Source organism: Serratia sp. CoH_134_PS_4 (assembly GCF_058190535.1).
The window spans coordinates 16305-33929 of the sequence record NZ_JBXWKI010000012.1; the positions used below are offsets into that span (position 1 = coordinate 16305).

General features: G+C 53.2%; 16 protein-coding genes. 5 read left to right on the plus strand and 11 right to left on the minus strand.

Features of this window, described 5'->3' with window-relative positions:
• Window positions 1–3 precede the first annotated feature (3 nt).
• Complete coding sequence (locus tag AC2FCQ_RS18085) at window positions 4–423, minus strand: GNAT family N-acetyltransferase (protein ID WP_209632493.1); 420 nt, start codon at window positions 421–423, stop codon at window positions 4–6.
• A 131-nt stretch (window positions 424–554) separates the two neighbouring features.
• Between AC2FCQ_RS18085 and AC2FCQ_RS18090 the strand changes: the two genes are divergently transcribed.
• A complete protein-coding gene (locus AC2FCQ_RS18090) occupies window positions 555–1652 on the plus strand; it encodes a PQQ-dependent sugar dehydrogenase (protein WP_209632494.1) in 1098 nt (365 codons plus the stop codon).
• A 40-nt stretch (window positions 1653–1692) separates the two neighbouring features.
• Here AC2FCQ_RS18090 and AC2FCQ_RS18095 read toward each other — a convergent pair whose 3' ends face one another.
• Entirely contained in the window at window positions 1693–2313 is a 621-nt protein-coding gene (locus AC2FCQ_RS18095; RefSeq protein WP_209632495.1) for a glutathione S-transferase family protein, read from the minus strand.
• A gap of 106 nt (window positions 2314–2419) precedes the next feature.
• Window positions 2420–3076, minus strand: a complete 657-nt coding sequence (locus AC2FCQ_RS18100) for an HAD family hydrolase (protein ID WP_209632496.1) — start codon at window positions 3074–3076, stop codon at window positions 2420–2422.
• A 293-nt stretch (window positions 3077–3369) separates the two neighbouring features.
• On the opposite strand from AC2FCQ_RS18100, the gene AC2FCQ_RS18105 reads away from it, so the two are divergent.
• Window positions 3370–4392, plus strand: coding sequence for an isopenicillin N synthase family dioxygenase (locus tag AC2FCQ_RS18105; protein ID WP_490308758.1), 1023 nt, complete (start codon window positions 3370–3372; stop codon window positions 4390–4392).
• 85 nt (window positions 4393–4477) lie between these two features.
• On the opposite strand, the gene AC2FCQ_RS18110 is transcribed toward AC2FCQ_RS18105, so the two are convergent.
• Together AC2FCQ_RS18110 and AC2FCQ_RS18115 are read right to left on the minus strand one after the other, a co-directional pair.
• Window positions 4478–5623 (minus strand): trans-sulfuration enzyme family protein, encoded by a 1146-nt coding sequence (locus AC2FCQ_RS18110; protein WP_209632498.1) that lies wholly within the window; start codon window positions 5621–5623, stop codon window positions 4478–4480.
• Between the two features lie 13 nt (window positions 5624–5636).
• Complete coding sequence (locus AC2FCQ_RS18115; protein WP_490308757.1) at window positions 5637–7004, minus strand: pyridoxal-phosphate dependent enzyme; 1368 nt, start codon at window positions 7002–7004, stop codon at window positions 5637–5639.
• A gap of 463 nt (window positions 7005–7467) precedes the next feature.
• Between AC2FCQ_RS18115 and AC2FCQ_RS18120 the strand changes: the two genes are divergently transcribed.
• Window positions 7468–8673 carry a serine hydrolase gene (locus tag AC2FCQ_RS18120; RefSeq protein ID WP_209632500.1) on the plus strand — a complete coding sequence of 402 codons (1206 nt, stop codon included), beginning with the start codon at window positions 7468–7470 and terminating at the stop codon, window positions 8671–8673.
• 42 nt (window positions 8674–8715) lie between these two features.
• On the opposite strand, the gene AC2FCQ_RS18125 is transcribed toward AC2FCQ_RS18120, so the two are convergent.
• From AC2FCQ_RS18125 to deoC, 4 genes are all read right to left on the minus strand, one after another.
• The gene (locus tag AC2FCQ_RS18125) at window positions 8716–10083 is read right to left on the minus strand and encodes an L-serine ammonia-lyase (RefSeq protein WP_490308756.1); all 1368 of its coding nucleotides are present in this window, start codon (window positions 10081–10083) and stop codon (window positions 8716–8718) included.
• Between the two features lie 90 nt (window positions 10084–10173).
• The gene (locus tag AC2FCQ_RS18130) at window positions 10174–11469 is read right to left on the minus strand and encodes an HAAAP family serine/threonine permease (RefSeq protein WP_209632502.1); all 1296 of its coding nucleotides are present in this window, start codon (window positions 11467–11469) and stop codon (window positions 10174–10176) included.
• A gap of 969 nt (window positions 11470–12438) precedes the next feature.
• A complete protein-coding gene (gene deoR / locus AC2FCQ_RS18135) occupies window positions 12439–13203 on the minus strand; it encodes a DNA-binding transcriptional repressor DeoR (protein ID WP_209632503.1) in 765 nt (254 codons plus the stop codon).
• Between the two features lie 287 nt (window positions 13204–13490).
• Window positions 13491–14171 (minus strand): deoxyribose-phosphate aldolase, encoded by a 681-nt coding sequence (gene deoC / locus AC2FCQ_RS18140; protein WP_209632504.1) that lies wholly within the window; start codon window positions 14169–14171, stop codon window positions 13491–13493.
• 223 nt (window positions 14172–14394) lie between these two features.
• Between deoC and AC2FCQ_RS18145 the strand changes: the two genes are divergently transcribed.
• Window positions 14395–15228 (plus strand): aldose epimerase family protein, encoded by an 834-nt coding sequence (locus AC2FCQ_RS18145; protein ID WP_265555355.1) that lies wholly within the window; start codon window positions 14395–14397, stop codon window positions 15226–15228.
• Window positions 15229–15268: 40 nt separating this feature from the next.
• Here AC2FCQ_RS18145 and ybjG read toward each other — a convergent pair whose 3' ends face one another.
• Together ybjG and AC2FCQ_RS18155 are read right to left on the minus strand one after the other, a co-directional pair.
• Window positions 15269–15874 (minus strand): undecaprenyl-diphosphate phosphatase, encoded by a 606-nt coding sequence (ybjG, locus tag AC2FCQ_RS18150; RefSeq protein ID WP_209632505.1) that lies wholly within the window; start codon window positions 15872–15874, stop codon window positions 15269–15271.
• A 5-nt stretch (window positions 15875–15879) separates the two neighbouring features.
• Complete coding sequence (locus AC2FCQ_RS18155; protein ID WP_404759972.1) at window positions 15880–16632, minus strand: phosphatase PAP2 family protein; 753 nt, start codon at window positions 16630–16632, stop codon at window positions 15880–15882.
• A gap of 138 nt (window positions 16633–16770) precedes the next feature.
• Here AC2FCQ_RS18155 and AC2FCQ_RS18160 point away from each other — a divergent pair, with 138 nt between their 5' ends.
• Complete coding sequence (locus tag AC2FCQ_RS18160; RefSeq protein ID WP_490308755.1) at window positions 16771–17619, plus strand: 5'-methylthioadenosine/S-adenosylhomocysteine nucleosidase; 849 nt, start codon at window positions 16771–16773, stop codon at window positions 17617–17619.
• The last annotated feature ends 6 nt before the right edge of the window (window positions 17620–17625 follow it).

A 17625-nucleotide genomic window follows, 5' to 3' on the forward strand; every position in this document is an offset into this window, starting at 1 on the left:
CTGTTATTCAGTCAATGTTTTGGTAAGAAAGTAGCATTCATGCTCTGTCGGGTAATTTTGCAGCGTCATCCGCAGTTGATAGCCGAGCTTCTCGTAGAAAGGGCGCGCCTGGAAACTGAACGTATCTAAACGGACATAACGACAGCCACGTGCAAGCGCTTCTTGCTCCGCCGCCAACAGAACTTTACGGCCCAACCCGCTACCCCGTTGCGAATCCGCCACCCACAACCAGTCAACGCTTAACCAGTTACCCCACGTTTCCGCCGTCACGCCGGCGATAACCTGGCCGGCCTCATCTTGGCTGTAGACAGCAAGCGGCTTGCGCTGAGTGGGATCAATGTACGGGCTATTGTGGGCGCGTAGCCCCTGTCTGATGGCGTCGAGGACTTCTTCGCTGAGTGAATCGGTTACGGTAATGTGCATACATCCTCCTTGTTTACCCGTTAACTTAAGCACAGTCTGGCTAAAAGACAACATATTGAAAATTAAAACAAACGTTGCAAGTGGTCTGCTGGACTACACTGAATGGACCCGTTTCTATTCAGGAGGATGCCATGCGGAGAGTCACGACGATGATGGCACTGCTGTTATTCAGCGGTTTGCTGCATGCTGCGCTGAAGGTCACGCCATTACAGGATAAATTGGAGCACCCTTGGTCGCTGGCATTTTTGCCCGGTGAGCAGGGCATGTTAATCACAGAACGACCGGGCCGCCTGCGGCTGTGGCAACAGGATAAAGGTTTGTCCGCGCCAATTACCGGTGTGCCTCAGGTGTATGCCGAAGGCCAGGGTGGGCTGCTGGAAGTGCTGTTAGCGCCTGATTTTGCCGATAGCAGACGAATCTACCTCAGCTTTGCCGAAGTGGGTGAAGACGGTAAGGCAGGGACCGCGGTGGGTTATGGGCAGTTAAGCATCGATCGCCAACGATTGGAGAACTTCACGGTGATTTTCCGCCAGCAACCTAAATTGTCGATCGGTAATCACTTTGGCGGCAAGTTGGCATTTGATCGCCAGGGCTATCTGTTTATTGCGTTGGGTGAGAATAATCAGCGGCCGACGGCACAGGATTTGGACAAGCTACAGGGCAAGGTGGTGCGGTTAACTGCCGACGGGGCTGTACCGCCAGATAATCCGTTTGTTGGTCAGGTGGGCAAACGGCCGGAAATCTGGTCCTATGGCCACCGTAATCCGCAGGGGCTGGCGTTGAATCCATGGAGCGGGGTGATGTGGGAGAGTGAACACGGCCCACGGGGTGGCGATGAGATCAATATTCCGCAGGCGGGGAAAAACTACGGCTGGCCGATAGCCACCTATGGCATCAATTACTCTGGGTTGGCTATTCCAGAGGCTAAAGGACAGAAGATCGCGGGTACTGAACAGCCCTTGCATTACTGGCGGGTGTCGCCGGGCGTCAGCGGCATGGCATTCTACGACTCACCTCGTTTCCCTGCCTGGCAGCATTCGCTGTTCATGGGTGCGCTGGCTCAGAAAGCCCTGATCAGGCTGACGCTACAGGGGAACAACGTGATCGCTGAAGAAAGGTTGCTGGAAGATCGCGGCGAGCGCATTCGTGAGGTACGGGTTGGGCCTGACGGCGACCTTTACCTGCTAACCGATTCGAGCGACGGCAAGTTGTTGCGGGTCGGGCTGTAGGCGTAATGATGGCGCCCTGCAGTTGCAGGGCGGGGGAAACTCAGGTTAACTCGCTCATGACACCGCGCTGATAGGCCGGGCGTTCTGTGAGTTGCTGATACCAGCGCTCCATGTTTGGACGAGATTGTCGCTTAATCGGCATGGAGAACCAGGCGTAAGCAAAGCTACCCAGCGGGATGTCGCCGATGCCGAAGGACTCACCGGAAAGGTAAGGCTGGCGACCAAGGGTTTCTTCCACAATGTCGAAATGCTTTTCCAATGTGGCGATTGCCGCTTCTATCTTCGCCATGTCACGCAGTTCCGCCTTGGTGCGAACCATTCCCCAGAACACAACGCTAAAGTGGCTGACAATGGTGGCTGTGGTCCAGTCCATCCATTTTTCTGCACTGGCGCGCGCTTGCAGATCCTGCGGGTAAAAAGGTTCATTGCCAAACTTCGCTGCCAGATAGCGAACGATAGTGTTGGATTCCCACAGCACGAAGTCATCGTCCTGCAGCAGCGGCACCAGGCCATTCGGGTTCAATGAACGGTAGAGTTCATCGTTTACCTTACCGAATGCGCCGCCGGCATTGATATGGCTGTAATTCAGCTCCAGCTCTGCGGCGCACCACAGCACTTTCCTGACGTTATTTGAATTTTCACGACCCCAAATGGTCAGCATAGAACGCCTCTTTTACGTGGGTTAATCAACCTAAGTAGTTATTCGTACGCCACAATGCAGCGTTTGTCACACCAGAAGGCATTTTTTGCCAGCGTGGTCGACACATTCAGCGCTCCCAGCGACAAACTTCCCAGCCATGCTCCAGCGCCAGTGCGTTGAGCTCACTGTCCGGGTTGATCACCGTAGCACTGTCGACATATTGCAACATGGCTTTGTCGTTAAGTGAGTCGCTGTAACCGTGGCTGTGCTCAAAGATCAATTCCGGGTGTTCTGCCAGCCACTGTTTCAAACGGGTCACTTTGCCCTGTTGGTAAGTCATGGTGCCGTAGGTGTTGCCGGTGAAGCGGTCGTCTTGCACTTCGACACCAATCGCCAGTGCGCCATCAGCACCGAGCTGTGCGGCAATCGGTGCCACCAGATGTTCACCGGTGGCGGAAATGACCAGAATGCAGTCACCGCGTTCACGGTGCCACAACATCCGTTCACGGGCTGCTGGATAGACGCGAGGCAGAATATCGCGACGGATATAACGCTGTACCCAACCGGCTACCGTTTGGGTACTCAGGCCGGTCAGTGGTGCTAGGGTGGCTTGCATGTAGTCCTCCATGGACAGTTTTCCCTGGTAATAGAGCTGCATGAGCTGCTGTTCCTGCTGTTCCAGTTCTGCCGGCGCAAACCCCTCGGCGACCAGCCAGCGGATCCACAGGCTGGCGCTGTCATCATCAATCAGGGTTTCGTCCAGGTCGAATAAGGCTAAATCCATCAGTATTTCTCCGGCAGGCAGGGAGGGAAAGAGGTGTATACAGAATAGCGGATACCGTTGGCCGCCAGCCAGTGGCGACAATGAAATTGCGCAGAGCATAAGAAACATTGATGACGGTTTTGCGACACTTTGTTGAACGTTTGCATAACTTAGAACGCAACAATATTGGCTCGCATCTTTGGCCGGGTGGTAACTATAGGGTAATGCACTGGCCATCCAGGAGTTAAAGATGCTGATAATTCGCCTTTATACCGGCCCGATCTTTGTCGGGAACGATGATGAGGAACAAGATAATGATACGACCACCACTGACGTTGAAGACGCTGCCGCTGCTGGATCTTTCGCAGCTTGACGGTGATGCGCGTCAGCGGCAGGCATTTCTTGACAATCTGCGTGTTGCGGCACGCGACGTAGGTTTTTTTTATCTGCGTGGGCATTGCATTGATAGCGCGCTAAATGTGCAGCTGCAACAGCGTGCCAGGCAGTTTTTTGCCTTGCCGGACGCCGACAAATTGGCGGTTCAGATGGTGCGTTCGCCGCACTTTCGCGGCTATAACCGCGCTGCGGACGAACTGACGCGGGGGCAACCGGATTGGCGCGAACAGTTCGACATCGGTGCGGAGCGTCCTGCGCTGGAATTGGCGTATGAAACGCCGCGTTGGGCGCGTTTACAAGGGCCGAATCAATGGCCTGAAGCCTTGCCTGAACTGAAGCCGTTACTGTTGCAATGGCAGCAGGTGATGACGGTAATGTCGCTGCGATTATTGCGCGCCTTCGCGTTAGCCCTGTCGTTACCGGAGCACGCATTTGATTCGCTTTACGGCGACAAACCCAATGAACATATCAAATTGATACGGTATCCGGGGCGTGAGGCCACCACCAGCGGGCAGGGAGTCGGTGCCCATAAGGACTCTGGCTTTTTGAGTTTTTTACTGCAGGACCGGCAGAAAGGCCTGCAGGTTGAAATTGAAGAAGGGCGCTGGGTGGACGCGGAACCGCGTGAAGACACCTTTGTGGTCAACATCGGCGAACTGTTGGAGCTGGCGACCAATGGTTATCTACGCGCCACGGTACATCGCGTGGAAACGCCGCCGGCGGGGAGCGATCGTCTGTCGATCGCTTTCTTCCTGGGGGCGCGACTTGACGCTGTGGTGCCACTGTATCAACTGCCTGCGCATCTGGCCGCCGAGGCACGCGGCCCGGTCAGCGATCCGCATAATCCGCTATTGCGCGATGTGGGGTTTAACTACCTGAAGGGACGAATTCGCTCTCACCCCGATGTAGCGCAGCGCTATTATCAGGACGTTGTAACCTAGTGGTCGGTGGGCCACATGCTGCGCCCAACGGATTAAAGGGGGGCGAACACATGTTCGACCCCCTTTGACGTGTATGGAACGGAGATTACTCGGCCAGAGCCTGTTTCAGGTCGGCAATCAGATCTTCCGCATCTTCAATCCCTACCGACAGGCGCAACAACTGCGGGGTGATGCCCGTTTTCAGCCGCTGTTCCAACGGAATCGACGCGTGGGTCATGCTGAATGGTTGACTGATCAGGCTTTCCACGCCGCCCAGGCTTTCTGCCAGCGTGAACAGATGTGAGCGTTTGATCACCCGGCGCGCATAGGCGTCGTCGCCTTTCAACCGTACTGAAATCATGCCGCCAAAGCTGTTCATCTGCTTTGTCGCCAGAGCGTGCTGCGGGTGGCTTGGCAGACCCGGATAGTAAACGTCTTCTACCTGCGGCTGGCTTTCCAGCCACTGGGCGATGCGTAAGGCGCTATTGCTGTGGCGCTCCATGCGCAGTGCCAGCGTACGGATGCCGCGCAACGTCAGGAAACTGCTGAACGGATCGAGAATGCCGCCCACCGCGTTTTGCAGGAATCCGAGCTGTTCGGCCAGCTCAGGATTGTTCCCTACTGCAGCGACCCCGGCTACCACATCGGAGTGGCCGTTGAGGTATTTGGTGGCGGAATGCACGACGACATCAAAGCCAAGATCCAGCGGACGCTGAATGTAAGGTGAGGCAAAGGTGTTGTCCGCCACGCTGATCAAACCGTGTTTTTTAGCGATCGTGGCGATGGCGCTCAGATCGGCCAGCTTCAGCAGAGGGTTAGTCGGCGTTTCTACCCAGATCATTTTGGTATCCGGTTCGATTGCCTGCTCCAACGCGGAAAGATCCGCCGGGGAAACATAGGTGACGCGCAGGCCGGCTGTCCGGCTACGCACCTTCTCCAGTAAGCGGTAGGTACCGCCATATAAGTCGTCAACCGCCACCAAATGGCTACCCTGATCGAGCAATTCCAACACCGTCGAGCAGGCTGCCAGGCCAGAAGCAAAGGCATAACCGCGGCTGCCGCCTTCCAGTTCAGCAATGGCGTTCTCCAATGCGGTACGCGTTGGGTTGGCGCTGCGTGAATATTCATAACCTGTATGCTCGCCCGGTGCTGGCTGGGCATAGGTTGACGTGGCATAAATGGCAGGCATTACTGCACCGGTAGCGTCCGGCGTGTAGCCGGCATGAACGGTCAACGTATCAAACTTGGCCATACAATCATCCTTATTAACGTAATTTTTGGCGCCAGGCGTTAAGTACGTCTGTGCGGGTAATCAAACCGAGGAAGCGCTCATCATCAAGCACCACAGCCACGTGCCCGTGATTGAACGTGGCGAGTAAATCCTGATAACTGGCTTCTTTTTGCAACGTCCTGACGGAATGAGTCATGGCGCGGGTGGCGGGGAGGCTAAAGTGGTTGGCATCCGCCTGTACGGTATTAAGCAGGTCCCATTCGTCGATGAGACCCACAACGCGATCGCCTTCCAGCACGGGTAACTGTGAGATCTCATACAGACGCATACGGGCATGAACGATCGCCAGAGTGTCTTCGGGGGCTACCGATACCGCAGCCCCTTCGTCATGACGATAGGCGATCAGGTCGCGCAGATCGCCATGCTGTGGTTTGCTTAACAGACCTTGTTCCAGCATCCAATGGTCGTTATACATTTTAGACAGGTATTTATTACCGCTGTCGCAGACGAACGTGACCACGCGTTTGGGTTCGGTCTGCGCCTGGCAATAGCGCAATGCGGCTGCCAGCAGCGTGCCGGTGGATGAACCCGCCAGTACACCCTCTTTGCGTAGCAGGTCGCGTGCTGTAGTAAATGCCTCGGCGTCTCCGATACGGTAGGCGTTACGTACTTGATTGAAGTCGCTGAGCGGCGGGACGAAATCTTCGCCGATGCCTTCAACCAGCCAACTGCCCGCCTCACCGATCTGGCCGTTATCGAGATAGTCCGCCAGGATTGAACCTGCCGGGTCGGCTAACACAAATTCGGTTTGCGGCGATACCTCGGCGAAATAGTGGCTCAGCCCACCCAGCGTGCCGCCGGAACCGACACCGACGACGATGGCATCGACCTGGTGGTCCATCTGCTGCCAAAGCTCCGGTGCGGTGGTATGGGTATGAGCCGCCGGATTGGCTGGGTTATTAAACTGATCGATATAGAACGCCCCGGGGATCTCGCTCGCCAGACGTTTTGCATAATCCTGATAGTAAGCCGGATGGCCTTTACCTACATCGGAGCGGGTTAACATGACGTCCACACCCAGTGCACGCAGATGGAAAATCTTCTCCCGGCTCATTTTGTCCGGCACAACCAACACCAGCTTATACCCCTTCAGTGCTGCCACCAGGGCCAGCCCCAAACCTGTATTTCCCGCAGTGGCTTCAATGATGGTGCCGCCGGGTTGTAGGCTTCCATCACGTTCTGCCTGTTCGATCATCGATAAGGCAACGCGGTCTTTGATTGAGCCACCTGGGTTTTGGTTCTCCAGCTTGATGAAAAGCCGACAGGGGCCGGTATCGAACTGGGTCAGTTCCAACATTGGGGTGTTGCCGATCATGTCGATGACGGAGTGGGGTATTGCCATGGAATCTCCAGAATAATTCGGTTTAATGGCCGTTATTTGGATGATAGCGCTGCAAATAAGCGTATTAAAAAGAACAAATAACCCCTCAATATGCATTTTTGGAATATATTAATTCAATTTGGCCGTGTGGAGGCATAGATGTGCAGCGGTGCAGATGTTCAGCCGTGTAGCCGTGGGTTGTTTAAAAAAACGGCGTGCAGCAGGCTTTTCATCCAATTTACGCGTAACAGCGTACAGTTATGTAAAAATGCTGAAAATTCACGCTAAACCCTGCAAAAATAAGATGAATCTAATAAACTCACAGCAAGGGCATTTTTGGTGCGCCGTTAACCCGTCATGGGGCCGCAGGGAGTCTGCGGTTGGCAAACGCGTGCCGGGCTACTCTCGCTGGTTGGCTGAAAACGTGAATATGTTTGAAAGTTAACGCTATTTCAATGATTTGAATGGACACTCTGGCGACGTCATGATGAAAAGAAACTTATCCACCACCCTGAAGAAATTAACGTTTAGCGTCAGCATACTGTTGTTGGCGGCTCCTGTTGTACAGGCGGCCGACGCGCCGGCTGCCCCGCAGATTGATGCCAAGGCCTATGTGCTGATGGATTACAACAGCGGCAAAATCCTGACGGAGGGCAACGCCGATACCCGCTTGGATCCCGCCAGTCTGACCAAGATCATGTCCAGCTATGTGATCGGGCAGGCGATCAAGGCCGGCAAGATCAAGCCGGAAGATATGGTGACCGTAGGCAAAGACGCATGGGCAACCGGTAACCCGGCACTGCGTGGGTCTTCACTGATGTTTATCAAACCGGGCGATCAGGTACCGGTGATGGAGCTGAACAAGGGCATTGTCATTCAGTCGGGTAACGACGCCAGTATTGCGTTGGCCGATTATGTCGCAGGCAGTCAGGATTCGTTTGTTGGGTTGATGAACAACTACGCCAAATCTCTGGGCCTGCAGAATACCCATTTCCTGACGGTACATGGCCTGGATGCGGAAGGTCAGTACAGCACAGCACGCGATATGGCATTGCTGAGCCAGGCGCTGATCCGCGATGTGCCTGATGAGTACGCGCTGCATAAAGAAAAAGAATTCACCTTCAACAAGATCCGCCAGATTAACCGCAACCGCCTGTTGTGGAGCTCGAATCTGAACGTGGATGGCATCAAAACCGGTTATACCGGCGGTGCGGGTCATAACCTCGTCGCATCGGCCACTGACGGTCCTATGCGTCTGATCTCGGTAGTGCTGGGCGCACCGAGCGATCGTATCCGCTTTAGCGAAAGTGAAAAATTGCTGACCTGGGGTTTCCGCTTCTACGAAACTGCCACACCGATCAAAACCGACAAACCCTTTGTTACTCAGAAAGTGTGGTTTGGCGACGTCAATGAAGTACCGTTGGGCGTAGCGAAAGATGCAGCCGTGACTATCCCGAAAGGGCAAATGAAAAACCTGAAGGCCAGTTACAAACTGAATCAGGCGACGCTGGAAGCGCCATTGGCGAAAAATCAGGTCGTCGGCACCATTGATTTCCAGCTCGACGGCAAAACCATTGAGCAATATCCGCTGGTGGCGATGCAGGAAGTGAAAGAAGGTAACTTCTTCAGCCGTATCTGGGACATGGTGATGATGAAGCTGACCCAGTGGTTCGGCAGCGTATTCGGTTAACCATAAAAGGGCGCAATGATAAATTGCGCCCTTATTTTTTTATCAGTTACAGGCGACCACTTTGATCGCCAATCCGCCCTGCGACGTCTCGCGGTATTTGGCGTTCATGTCTTTACCCGTCTCATACATGGTCTCTATGACCTTATCCAGGCACACCCGCGGCTCACTGGTGCGACGTAGCGCCATACGTGCGGCATTGACCGCTTTCACCGCGGAAATCGCGTTACGTTCGATACAAGGCACCTGAACCTGACCGGCCAGTGGGTCACACGTCAACCCCAGGTGGTGCTCCATGGCGATCTCTGCCGCGATGCAAACCTGTGCCGGGCTACCGCCCATCAATTCTGCCAATCCCGCAGCCGCCATTGAGCAGGCAACGCCCACTTCCCCCTGGCAGCCCACTTCGGCCCCGGAAATAGACGCGTTCATTTTGTACAACGCGCCGATCACACCGGATGTCAGGAAGTAACGGCTGTAGGAATTTGGATTAACCGGGCGAATAAATTGGTCGTAATAGGCCAGCACCGCCGGGATGATGCCACAGGCACCGTTGGTCGGGGCCGTCACCACGCGGCCACCGGCGGCGTTTTCTTCGTTGACGGCAAAGGCGAACATATTGATCCAATCAACCACGTTCATCGGATCGATATTGTTTTTGTCGCCCGTGACCAGCATGCGGCGCAAAGCGGCGGCGCGGCGCTGAACCTTCATCGGGCCAGGCAATAGGCCTTCGGTGTTCATGCCACGTTCGATACCGTCGCGCATCACCTGCCAGACGTCGGCGAAATGCGCGTCAATCTCGGCCTTGCTGTGCAATGCCAATTCGTTTTGCATCACCAGCCCGGACAGCGACAGGCCGGCGTCTTTGCAGTGTTGTTGCAAGTCTCGTGCGGAGGCGAACGGGAAGGGCACCTGTACCGGGTTTGCCGCGGCCAGGCCGAAATGCTCTTCATCGACGATAAACCCCCCGCCGGTCGAGTAATAGGTTTTGCTGTGCAGCAACTGCTCATTGGCGAACGCGCGGATACGCATGCCGTTTTCATGCAGCGGTAAATTATCACTGTGGAAGTTCATGCTGGTTTGCAGCGGGAAATCCACTTCGTGATGGCCATTGGCCAGCAACAGGCGACCGCGTTGCCCAACGTCGTGGATAAAACCGGCAATACCGTCGATATCCACGTCGTGCGGCAAGTTGCCCGCCAGTCCCATGATGATGGCAATATCGGTGTGATGACCTTTACCGGTCAGAGATAACGAACCATAGACGTCGACCACTATACGGGTGGTATCCATCAACTGCTGGCTGGCAATCAACTCATCGGTGAACAGCTTGCCGGCTTTCATCGGGCCGACGGTGTGGGAGCTGGATGGACCAATACCAATTTTGAAAATATCGAAAACGCTGACCATGGTTTCGCCTCCTTCTTCAGGTGTTAGGCGTTAGTACAGGAAAGGGGGCCGTGCAGAGAAGCCGGCGCAGGGAGCGCCGGCTGGTCTTGATTAGAGGCTGTACAGGATTGCGGAGATGGCGATCAGGCCCATCACAACAACGAACACGTTGCTGATGTGGCCGCTGTACTTGCGCATGGCAGGTACTTTACGGATAGCGTACATCGGCATCAGGAACAGCAGCATGGCGATGATTGGACCGCCCAGGTTCTCGATCATGCCGAGAATGCTTGGGTTCAGGGTCGCAACAATCCAGGTGGTCACCAGCATAAAAATAGCGGTGATACGGTTCAGCTTGTTGGTGCTGATGGTTTTGCCGCGGCTCTTCATCGATTTGGCAATCAGGCCGTTAAAGCCTTCACGTGCGCCCAGGTAGTGACCCAGGAACGACTTGGTGATCGCGATAAAGGCGATAACCGGCGCGATGTAGGCAATCATCGGGTTGTTAAAGTGGTTGGCCAGGTAGGACAGAATGGAGATGTTCTGTGCCTTGGCTTCGGCCAGGTTTTCCGGTGACAGGCTCAGCACGCAGCTGAACACGAAGAACATTACGGTCAACACCATCATGATGTGAGCGAAGCCCAGAATGCGGGAGCATTTCTTCTCAGCCTCTTCCTGGCCGTATTCTTCACGTTTGGCCACCGCAAAAGCGGAGATGATAGGTGAATGGTTGAAGGAGAACACCATGACCGGGATCGCCAACCACAGGGTGATAATCAGGCCGTGCCCCATGCCGGTGCCTGCGCCGGACAAAGAGACGTTGTCGAAGATGGCGGTGGTCCAGTTAGGGATCAGGTACAGAGCCAGCAACATCAGCACGCCAACAAACGGGAATACCAGGATGCTCATGGTCTTCACGATAGCTTGCTCACCGAAACGCACGATAGTCATCAGGCCAACGATCAGGATCAGTGACAGGATAGCGCGCGGTGGCGAAGTCATTCCCAATTGGTGAGTAATGAAGCTGTCGACGGTGTTGGTGATGGCGACGCTATAAACCAACAGGATTGGGTAGATAGCGAAGAAGTAGAGCAGGGTAATGAGTTTACCTGCGCCAATACCAAAGTGCTCTTCAACGACTTCGGTGATGTCTTCACCGGCATTTTTACCAGAGAGAACAAAACGGCACAGGCCACGGTGGGCGAAGAAGGTCATCGGGAAAGCGATGATGGCCATGATGATCAGGGGAATCAGCCCACCGATACCGGCGTTGATTGGCAGGAACAATACGCCCGCGCCGATCGCGGTGCCGTACAGGCCCAACATCCACATGGTGTCGGTTTTACGCCAGGTACTGGTAGAGCCAGAAGCCGCAGAGGCAATGGTGCCGGTCTGTGTAGTGTCCATAAATATCTCCGAAGTGAACACGATAATTTAAAATTAAAGGCAAAACTTAAGGTTAAGACCGAATGACGCAATATGAGATAGCGGCATCGGTAAGAATCAGGTGCTGCTTGCGGGGATAGCTGGCCTCCCCCTGGTTGTTTATTATGCTAATTACCGTGGGCACGTATGCCGGATAACTAATCAAAGGATATTTAGCCTGTTGAAGGCATCATATCGGTACCGCTGCCGGAAGGTCATTGCCTGCCGATTTTCGTTGGCGGCAAGATAACGATTTACAGTAGAAACAACCGTGATCATGCTCTCAAATGCGTAATGTGTGCGGCTAACTGCTTTTTTATTGGTTTTTCATGCATATGTTGCGCGCTTGTGTAAGGTTTCATGCTGAGAACGCTCTCATAAATCTTTCAGGGTTTATCGGGTATCGCTAATCTGTAACCAGATAAAACACTGCAGTTGTCAGCAAGCCGAGCAATATATTTTAAGCGTGGGTTTGGATCTAGCTAAAAACCCGGATTAAGCGGTTTTAGTGACGTAGATCACATTAATATTCTAAGTGGAATTTCAATTAACGCATTGTTATATAATGATTAATTTTCAATATCCAGCTAATAACGCAGGTAAACTAATTGATCGATTAACGGGACGAAATGCTTAACCATTCATCATATAAATAAAACAACTTGGTTATATTTAAAGCGACAAGGTTACGAAATTGTTGATATTTATCTTGTGGAAGTTATCGCTATTTATCATATAAAAGGGTTGTTAGACGTAGAGAGAAAGTATTATCACTTCAGATTCTTTCCTGTTAGAGGAATAAGTCTGACAAACTGTTGCAATTTATTAACCTGACATTGGGTGCGGATAAAGAAATTAGCGAATCAATTGCACGTTATTTGTTCGTCTTTGAAGGATGATAAAGAGCAGAATGAAGCCTACCGTCGGCAAATACCGACGGTGAAGTGCAGATTAAAAACGAATGGCTATCGCATTTTCGGTGAAAAATTCCGCAAACTGTGGGTCAGGCTGGCGATCGGTGATCACGCGGTCGAAATGGGTCAGTGGACCGATACAGGCAGGTTTGGTTTTGCCGAATTTGCTGTGATCTGCCACCAGGATCTTTTGTTGCGACATCTTAAGGGCCCGGTGCTTCATTTCTAACTCATCAAAGTTAAAACAGGTTGCGCCATGCTGCAGGCTCAGTCCGGCGGCGGAAATGAAGGCGATATTAGGGCAGATATGATCCAGCTCGTTGTGGCGGCCAACCGCCGTGAAAATGTAGTTGTTCGGTCGGAATTCACCACCGCACAAAATCACTTTACAGTTGGGTTTGTCCTGCAAGGCCAGGAAGGTGTTGAGCGAGTGGCACACTGCGGTAAAGACCAATTCATCAGCGATAGCATCTATGATCGCCGGGGTGGTGGTGCCGCAATCGAAGAATACCGTGTCATTTTCGCCGATCAGCGCTGCAGCGAGCAAACCGATACGGCGTTTTTCGGTGACTTGCTTGGCTTTTTGATCGGATACAAAGTAGTTGGTCACGCCGTTACTGCGTGGATCTGCCACCACATAACCACCCAGTAATACCACGGCAGCGGGTTCCGCGCTGAGATCGCGGCGGATGGTCATTTCAGAAACGCCCAGCAGCACGGCGGCTTCTTTTAAATGGATCTTGTCAGAGCGCTTTAACGCTTGCACTAACCGGTTGATACGTTCTTCGCGCCGTGTTTCCATCTGTCTGTCTTCCCGCAGGGTTAAGAGCCAATATAGTAGGCCGTGTCCCATCATTGCCCGCAACGCGAAGGCGTTGACCCTTTGAAGGCACGTTTACGTTTCGAGCGGCTTTATGTTTCACGCGTTACTCTACGATCAGTGCCCACATGCAGTGACGGGGTACAGCCTCGGTTTTCTCTAGGCCAAACACACAAATGCGGGGTAATAAGTGGCCAGCTATTGGCTGGACATATTACCCCGCATCAGATTATCACGGCGCGCGCCCGATATTGGGGCGCCTCAGGTTATCAGTAGCTGCCTGCGGCAGCCTGATCACCGGAAACGATTGCTACGCCAGAGCTGGTGCCGATACGAGTAGCGCCTGCTTTAATCATCTTCTCGGCGGTTGCGCGATCGCGCACGGCGCCGGATGCTTTAACACCCATCTCACTGCCTACTGTGGCACGCATCAATTTGACATGCTCTTCACGAGCACCACCGGTGCTGAAGCCAGTAGAGGTTTTAACGAAAGCCACATCGAGTTCGCGACACATTTCACAAACCTGAACGATCTGTTCATCGCTGAGCAGGCAGGTTTCCAATATTACCTTCAACGGGATCGCCGCGCAAACCTCGCGCACTGCGGCGATGTCAGCTTTGACTTCTTCCAGCAGGCCGCTTTTCAACCAACCCACGTTGATCACCATGTCAATTTCTTGCGCGCCAGCGGCAATAGCCGCTTTGGCTTCGAAGGCTTTGGCTACGGTCAGGCCGGCACCCAGAGGGAAGCCAATGACAGAGCAAATTTTCACTTGGCTTTCTTGCAGCAGATGTGCAGCCAACGGCACATAGCCTGAGTTTACGCAGACGGCGTAGAAATTGTGCTGTTGTGCTTCTTCACACAATTTGGCGATTTGCGCTTCAGTGGCATCCATTGCCAGCAGGGTATGGTCGACGTAACGGGCGTAATCGATGTTTTCGGTAGTCATCTTGATTCCTTATTGACGTTTAAACAAAGCATGATGTGAGTAATGTTAGAATAGTAACATCGTAATGCCGTTAAACATAGTGGTGTTTTAAAAATGAAGCACAGATCATCGTTTTTAGGCTGTTTGGTGTGTAACATACGGGGTGTTTAATGTTACTTAAATAACATTCAATATTGAGTACAGGGTTACCCACGTGAAAAACCAGGGGGAAAGAATGAATATAATGATAAATCTGGCGCCAGAGCAGTTTAGGGCACAACCGGATGAGATTTTCCGCAATACGGATTTTGTTGTTACAGCGTTCAGCACCGAAGAAACAGGGGAAGTGCTGATGCTGGCAAACAGCCGTGGTGTGTTAAGCGTGCTTCCTTTCCGTGATCTGACGATTTGGGATGCCGATTTTGATGGCTACTCATTAAAGTCAGGTCGCCGTAGCACCAGATTTGTCAGGAGAAAACTGGAGGGCAGTTCTGCTTTTCATTCACCCTGGCCGTATCAGGAAGGTTCAGTAGTAAGTAAACAGAAGGTGTGGCTGCAGATAGACGGCCAGACTCTGTCGCTTTATGCGTCGGGAGAACCCGCAGATCAGCGATATCGGCTGCGCCCGGCCGTGCGGTTGGCGGCTGACAGCGCACAGTTCACCCTTGAAATGCATATCACCAACCTTGCGGATGAACCCTTGCCGATCCGTTACGTATGCCAGCTTAACTATGGCTGTATTCCTACTGCGATTTTTCGGCAGAATTTGCCTGTGCTGGCCCTGGCACCACCGGGCCATATTGCTGAACAAGGGGTCTTGTGTTCAGACGATCTGTCACTGTATGTCGATCAGGCCGAGTTCTTTATGTTGGCTTCAAAAGGCCGGCGTTATGTCACGCGCTTTTCCACAGCGCAGTTCAACTATGGTTTACGCCCTGTAACGCAACAGGGGGGCCTTCACGCATTCAGGTTTATTCAACCTGCGACGTGCCGCCCGCACGGAAAGAGTCAATTGCCGGGGATGATGTTAGCCGTGGGAAAAACGCGAGAGTTTTGTGTGACGACCGGGGTGGTGTGAGAGCAGGGGCTACGTTGCCCCTGCCGGAATGCGCAAGGGCTTATTCTTTCACCCAGCCCTTACGGATAGGGAAGGCAAACAGGAAACGGTACAGGCGTGCCAGTTTGGTGGCGATGATGTCACCAAACAGGTTCCATACCAGCTGGGCAAACAAGCAACCGACCAGGCCAAGCAGGAAGCCGCCTACCATGTCCAGCGGCCAGTGCACGCCAAGATAAACCCGGGACCATGCAATACCCCCTGCGACGATCAGCAATAAAATACCTGACCAGACCCGATGCCAGAACAAGAAGGCCAGGGCGAAGGTAAAGATAGCGGTTCCGTGATCGCTGGGGAATGAACTGTCCGGGGCATGCGCCAGGAAGGTGTAGCCGACACCTGCAACAAAGGGTCGTTCATGTGGCAGCAGCATGCCGATAGTGGCGGCGGCAAGCATGGCAAATAACAGAGCTATCGTCGTTTTTGCAACCACTTCACGCTGTGATACCAGCTGGCTCTGCGGCCCCCACAGCCATAACCCGATGATCAGCGCTGGCACGATAATGATCAGATCGCGCGCCAAAAAGGTGGCAACATCAATTAACCACTCGGGGGACGCCGGGGTCGCATTGATCCAGGCGAAAAGTAGATGATTCAACTGCTCCATAATATTTACCTCGTCTTGCGGCGGATAAAACCGCTTACCGTCCAATAAACAGCCAATTGGCTGAACCAAACCCACCAACCTGCCCATAGGTTATGGGTAAGAAAATGTGCACCGCGCATCACCTGACCAAAACCCATCAGCATGCCGAGCGTAATACCGCCAAACCAGCACCAGTAAGCCAGGCGCGGGCGTTGTGGATAAAACAGGAAAAACAGTGCCATTACGGCAAAGCCACTGGAGGCGTGACCACCGGGGAAGCAGCGTCCCGGTCCAGGTTCTGCAGGTACCGTGCCGAAGAGTGGGAAGGACATTGCTTTGCCACCGTACTCGATCAAATCCCACGGGCAGGAATGCGCGCTGGTGGCTTTCAGGATCCCAACGACCAATGGCCCTATACCGATCAACACCATAGTGACGATCATGCGCGGGTTACGGCGGTAGATTCCCCAAAATAGCGCCAATACTGCACCGGTAATGACACTGATTTTCAGCAAGCGGTGGTTAATCAAATCCAGCCAGTGATTGTTCTGCCAAGGGAAATGCCCACTGGCAGGATCGAACCAGTCATTGCTGATTGCCCAGTCAAGTTGTTCGTTGCGTGAAAGCCACAGGAACAACAAACCACTGACGATCAATCCCAAAACCTGCCAACGGTAAAAGGATGCTGGCAGTGAGTAAAGGGCGTTAGTCTTAATTTGGGATGTTGTTGAGGATTGATTTAATGAAGGTTTTGGGTTCACACGCTGACTCAGTGACATCAATAGATAGTCGTACTGTAATAATTCTGTCTTAAGAAAACCTTAAATGCAGCAGAGAGTTGGCGTCAGAAAGCGGTAGGCGAGAGCACCGCTTTCGGCTAAGGTAATCGTTTGCTTTTTTATTGGGATGATGTGGTGATGACTAGAAAATTAAATCTTGCGCTGTTGGTTGCGTGTAACACGTTTTTTTCACCGTTGGCTATGGCGCAGCAGAGCGTTGCTGCTGCGCCTATTGTCGTGCAGGGCGCAATGCCAGTGGAGGCGGAGCGTTTTGCCCAGCGTCTGGACAACCCGCGTGAAGAGCAGATTGGCGGCTGGCGTTTTTGGCAGGGTACGGTAGACGGCTATCCTGTGGTGGTGTCGGAAACCCTGAAAGGCATGTCTAATGCCGCGGCGGCTACAGCGATTGCAGCGACTCATTTTCATCCGGTGGCGATCATCAATCAGGGGACCGCGGGGGGGCACGACCCGGCACTGAAGGTGTATGACATTGTGTTGGGTAAGTATTCGGTCAGCCTGGGTGCGTTTAAGACCCCGAAGAAAGCGGCCGGCGAAGGCAGCGACTCACGACAGTGGCAGCCGATGGATCTGTTGGCGTCAAAAGGCAGTGCGGGTGAAGATAAAAATGCCCACACGATCCGTCAATTCCCGGCAGATGGCAAACTGTTGGCTGACGCTGAGGGAGTTAAAGACAGCTATACCCAAGGCAAGGTGGTTGAAGGCGTGATTGGCTCCGCCGATGTGTGGAACAGCGAGCTGGACCGCATCAGTTTTTTCCACGCCAATTATCATACCTCGGTTGAAGAGATGGAAACGGCCTCAGCCGCACAGATTGCTGCCGCCTTTAACATTCCGTTTATTGGTATTCGCGTACTGTCGAACAATATCACTAATCAGGGTAAATACGACCCACAGACGGGCCTTGCGTGCCAGGATTATGTCTATCAGGTCGTTAAGGCTTATATAGCCAAAAACGCACCTAAATAATGATTT

What these genes read in the sequence shown, in the direction of transcription:
- AC2FCQ_RS18110 (WP_209632498.1), bottom strand. Translation starts at nt 5,623, where the DNA reads ATGGCCAAGTTTGATACGTTGACCGTTCATGCCGGCTACACGCCGGAC.
- AC2FCQ_RS18130 (WP_209632502.1), bottom strand. Translation starts at nt 11,469, where the DNA reads ATGGACACTACACAGACCGGCACCATTGCCTCTGCGGCTTCTGGCTCT.
- deoC (WP_209632504.1), bottom strand. Translation starts at nt 14,171, where the DNA reads ATGACTACCGAAAACATCGATTACGCCCGTTACGTCGACCATACCCTG.
- AC2FCQ_RS18105 (WP_490308758.1), top strand. Translation starts at nt 3,370, where the DNA reads ATGATACGACCACCACTGACGTTGAAGACGCTGCCGCTGCTGGATCTT.
- AC2FCQ_RS18085 (WP_209632493.1), bottom strand. Translation starts at nt 423, where the DNA reads ATGCACATTACCGTAACCGATTCACTCAGCGAAGAAGTCCTCGACGCC.
- AC2FCQ_RS18115 (WP_490308757.1), bottom strand. Translation starts at nt 7,004, where the DNA reads ATGGCAATACCCCACTCCGTCATCGACATGATCGGCAACACCCCAATG.
- deoR (WP_209632503.1), bottom strand. Translation starts at nt 13,203, where the DNA reads ATGGAAACACGGCGCGAAGAACGTATCAACCGGTTAGTGCAAGCGTTA.
- AC2FCQ_RS18160 (WP_490308755.1), top strand. Translation starts at nt 16,771, where the DNA reads ATGACTAGAAAATTAAATCTTGCGCTGTTGGTTGCGTGTAACACGTTT.
- AC2FCQ_RS18145 (WP_265555355.1), top strand. Translation starts at nt 14,395, where the DNA reads ATGATAAATCTGGCGCCAGAGCAGTTTAGGGCACAACCGGATGAGATT.
- AC2FCQ_RS18120 (WP_209632500.1), top strand. Translation starts at nt 7,468, where the DNA reads ATGATGAAAAGAAACTTATCCACCACCCTGAAGAAATTAACGTTTAGC.
- AC2FCQ_RS18125 (WP_490308756.1), bottom strand. Translation starts at nt 10,083, where the DNA reads ATGGTCAGCGTTTTCGATATTTTCAAAATTGGTATTGGTCCATCCAGC.
- AC2FCQ_RS18090 (WP_209632494.1), top strand. Translation starts at nt 555, where the DNA reads ATGCGGAGAGTCACGACGATGATGGCACTGCTGTTATTCAGCGGTTTG.
- ybjG (WP_209632505.1), bottom strand. Translation starts at nt 15,874, where the DNA reads ATGGAGCAGTTGAATCATCTACTTTTCGCCTGGATCAATGCGACCCCG.
- AC2FCQ_RS18100 (WP_209632496.1), bottom strand. Translation starts at nt 3,076, where the DNA reads ATGGATTTAGCCTTATTCGACCTGGACGAAACCCTGATTGATGATGAC.
- AC2FCQ_RS18155 (WP_404759972.1), bottom strand. Translation starts at nt 16,632, where the DNA reads ATGTCACTGAGTCAGCGTGTGAACCCAAAACCTTCATTAAATCAATCC.
- AC2FCQ_RS18095 (WP_209632495.1), bottom strand. Translation starts at nt 2,313, where the DNA reads ATGCTGACCATTTGGGGTCGTGAAAATTCAAATAACGTCAGGAAAGTG.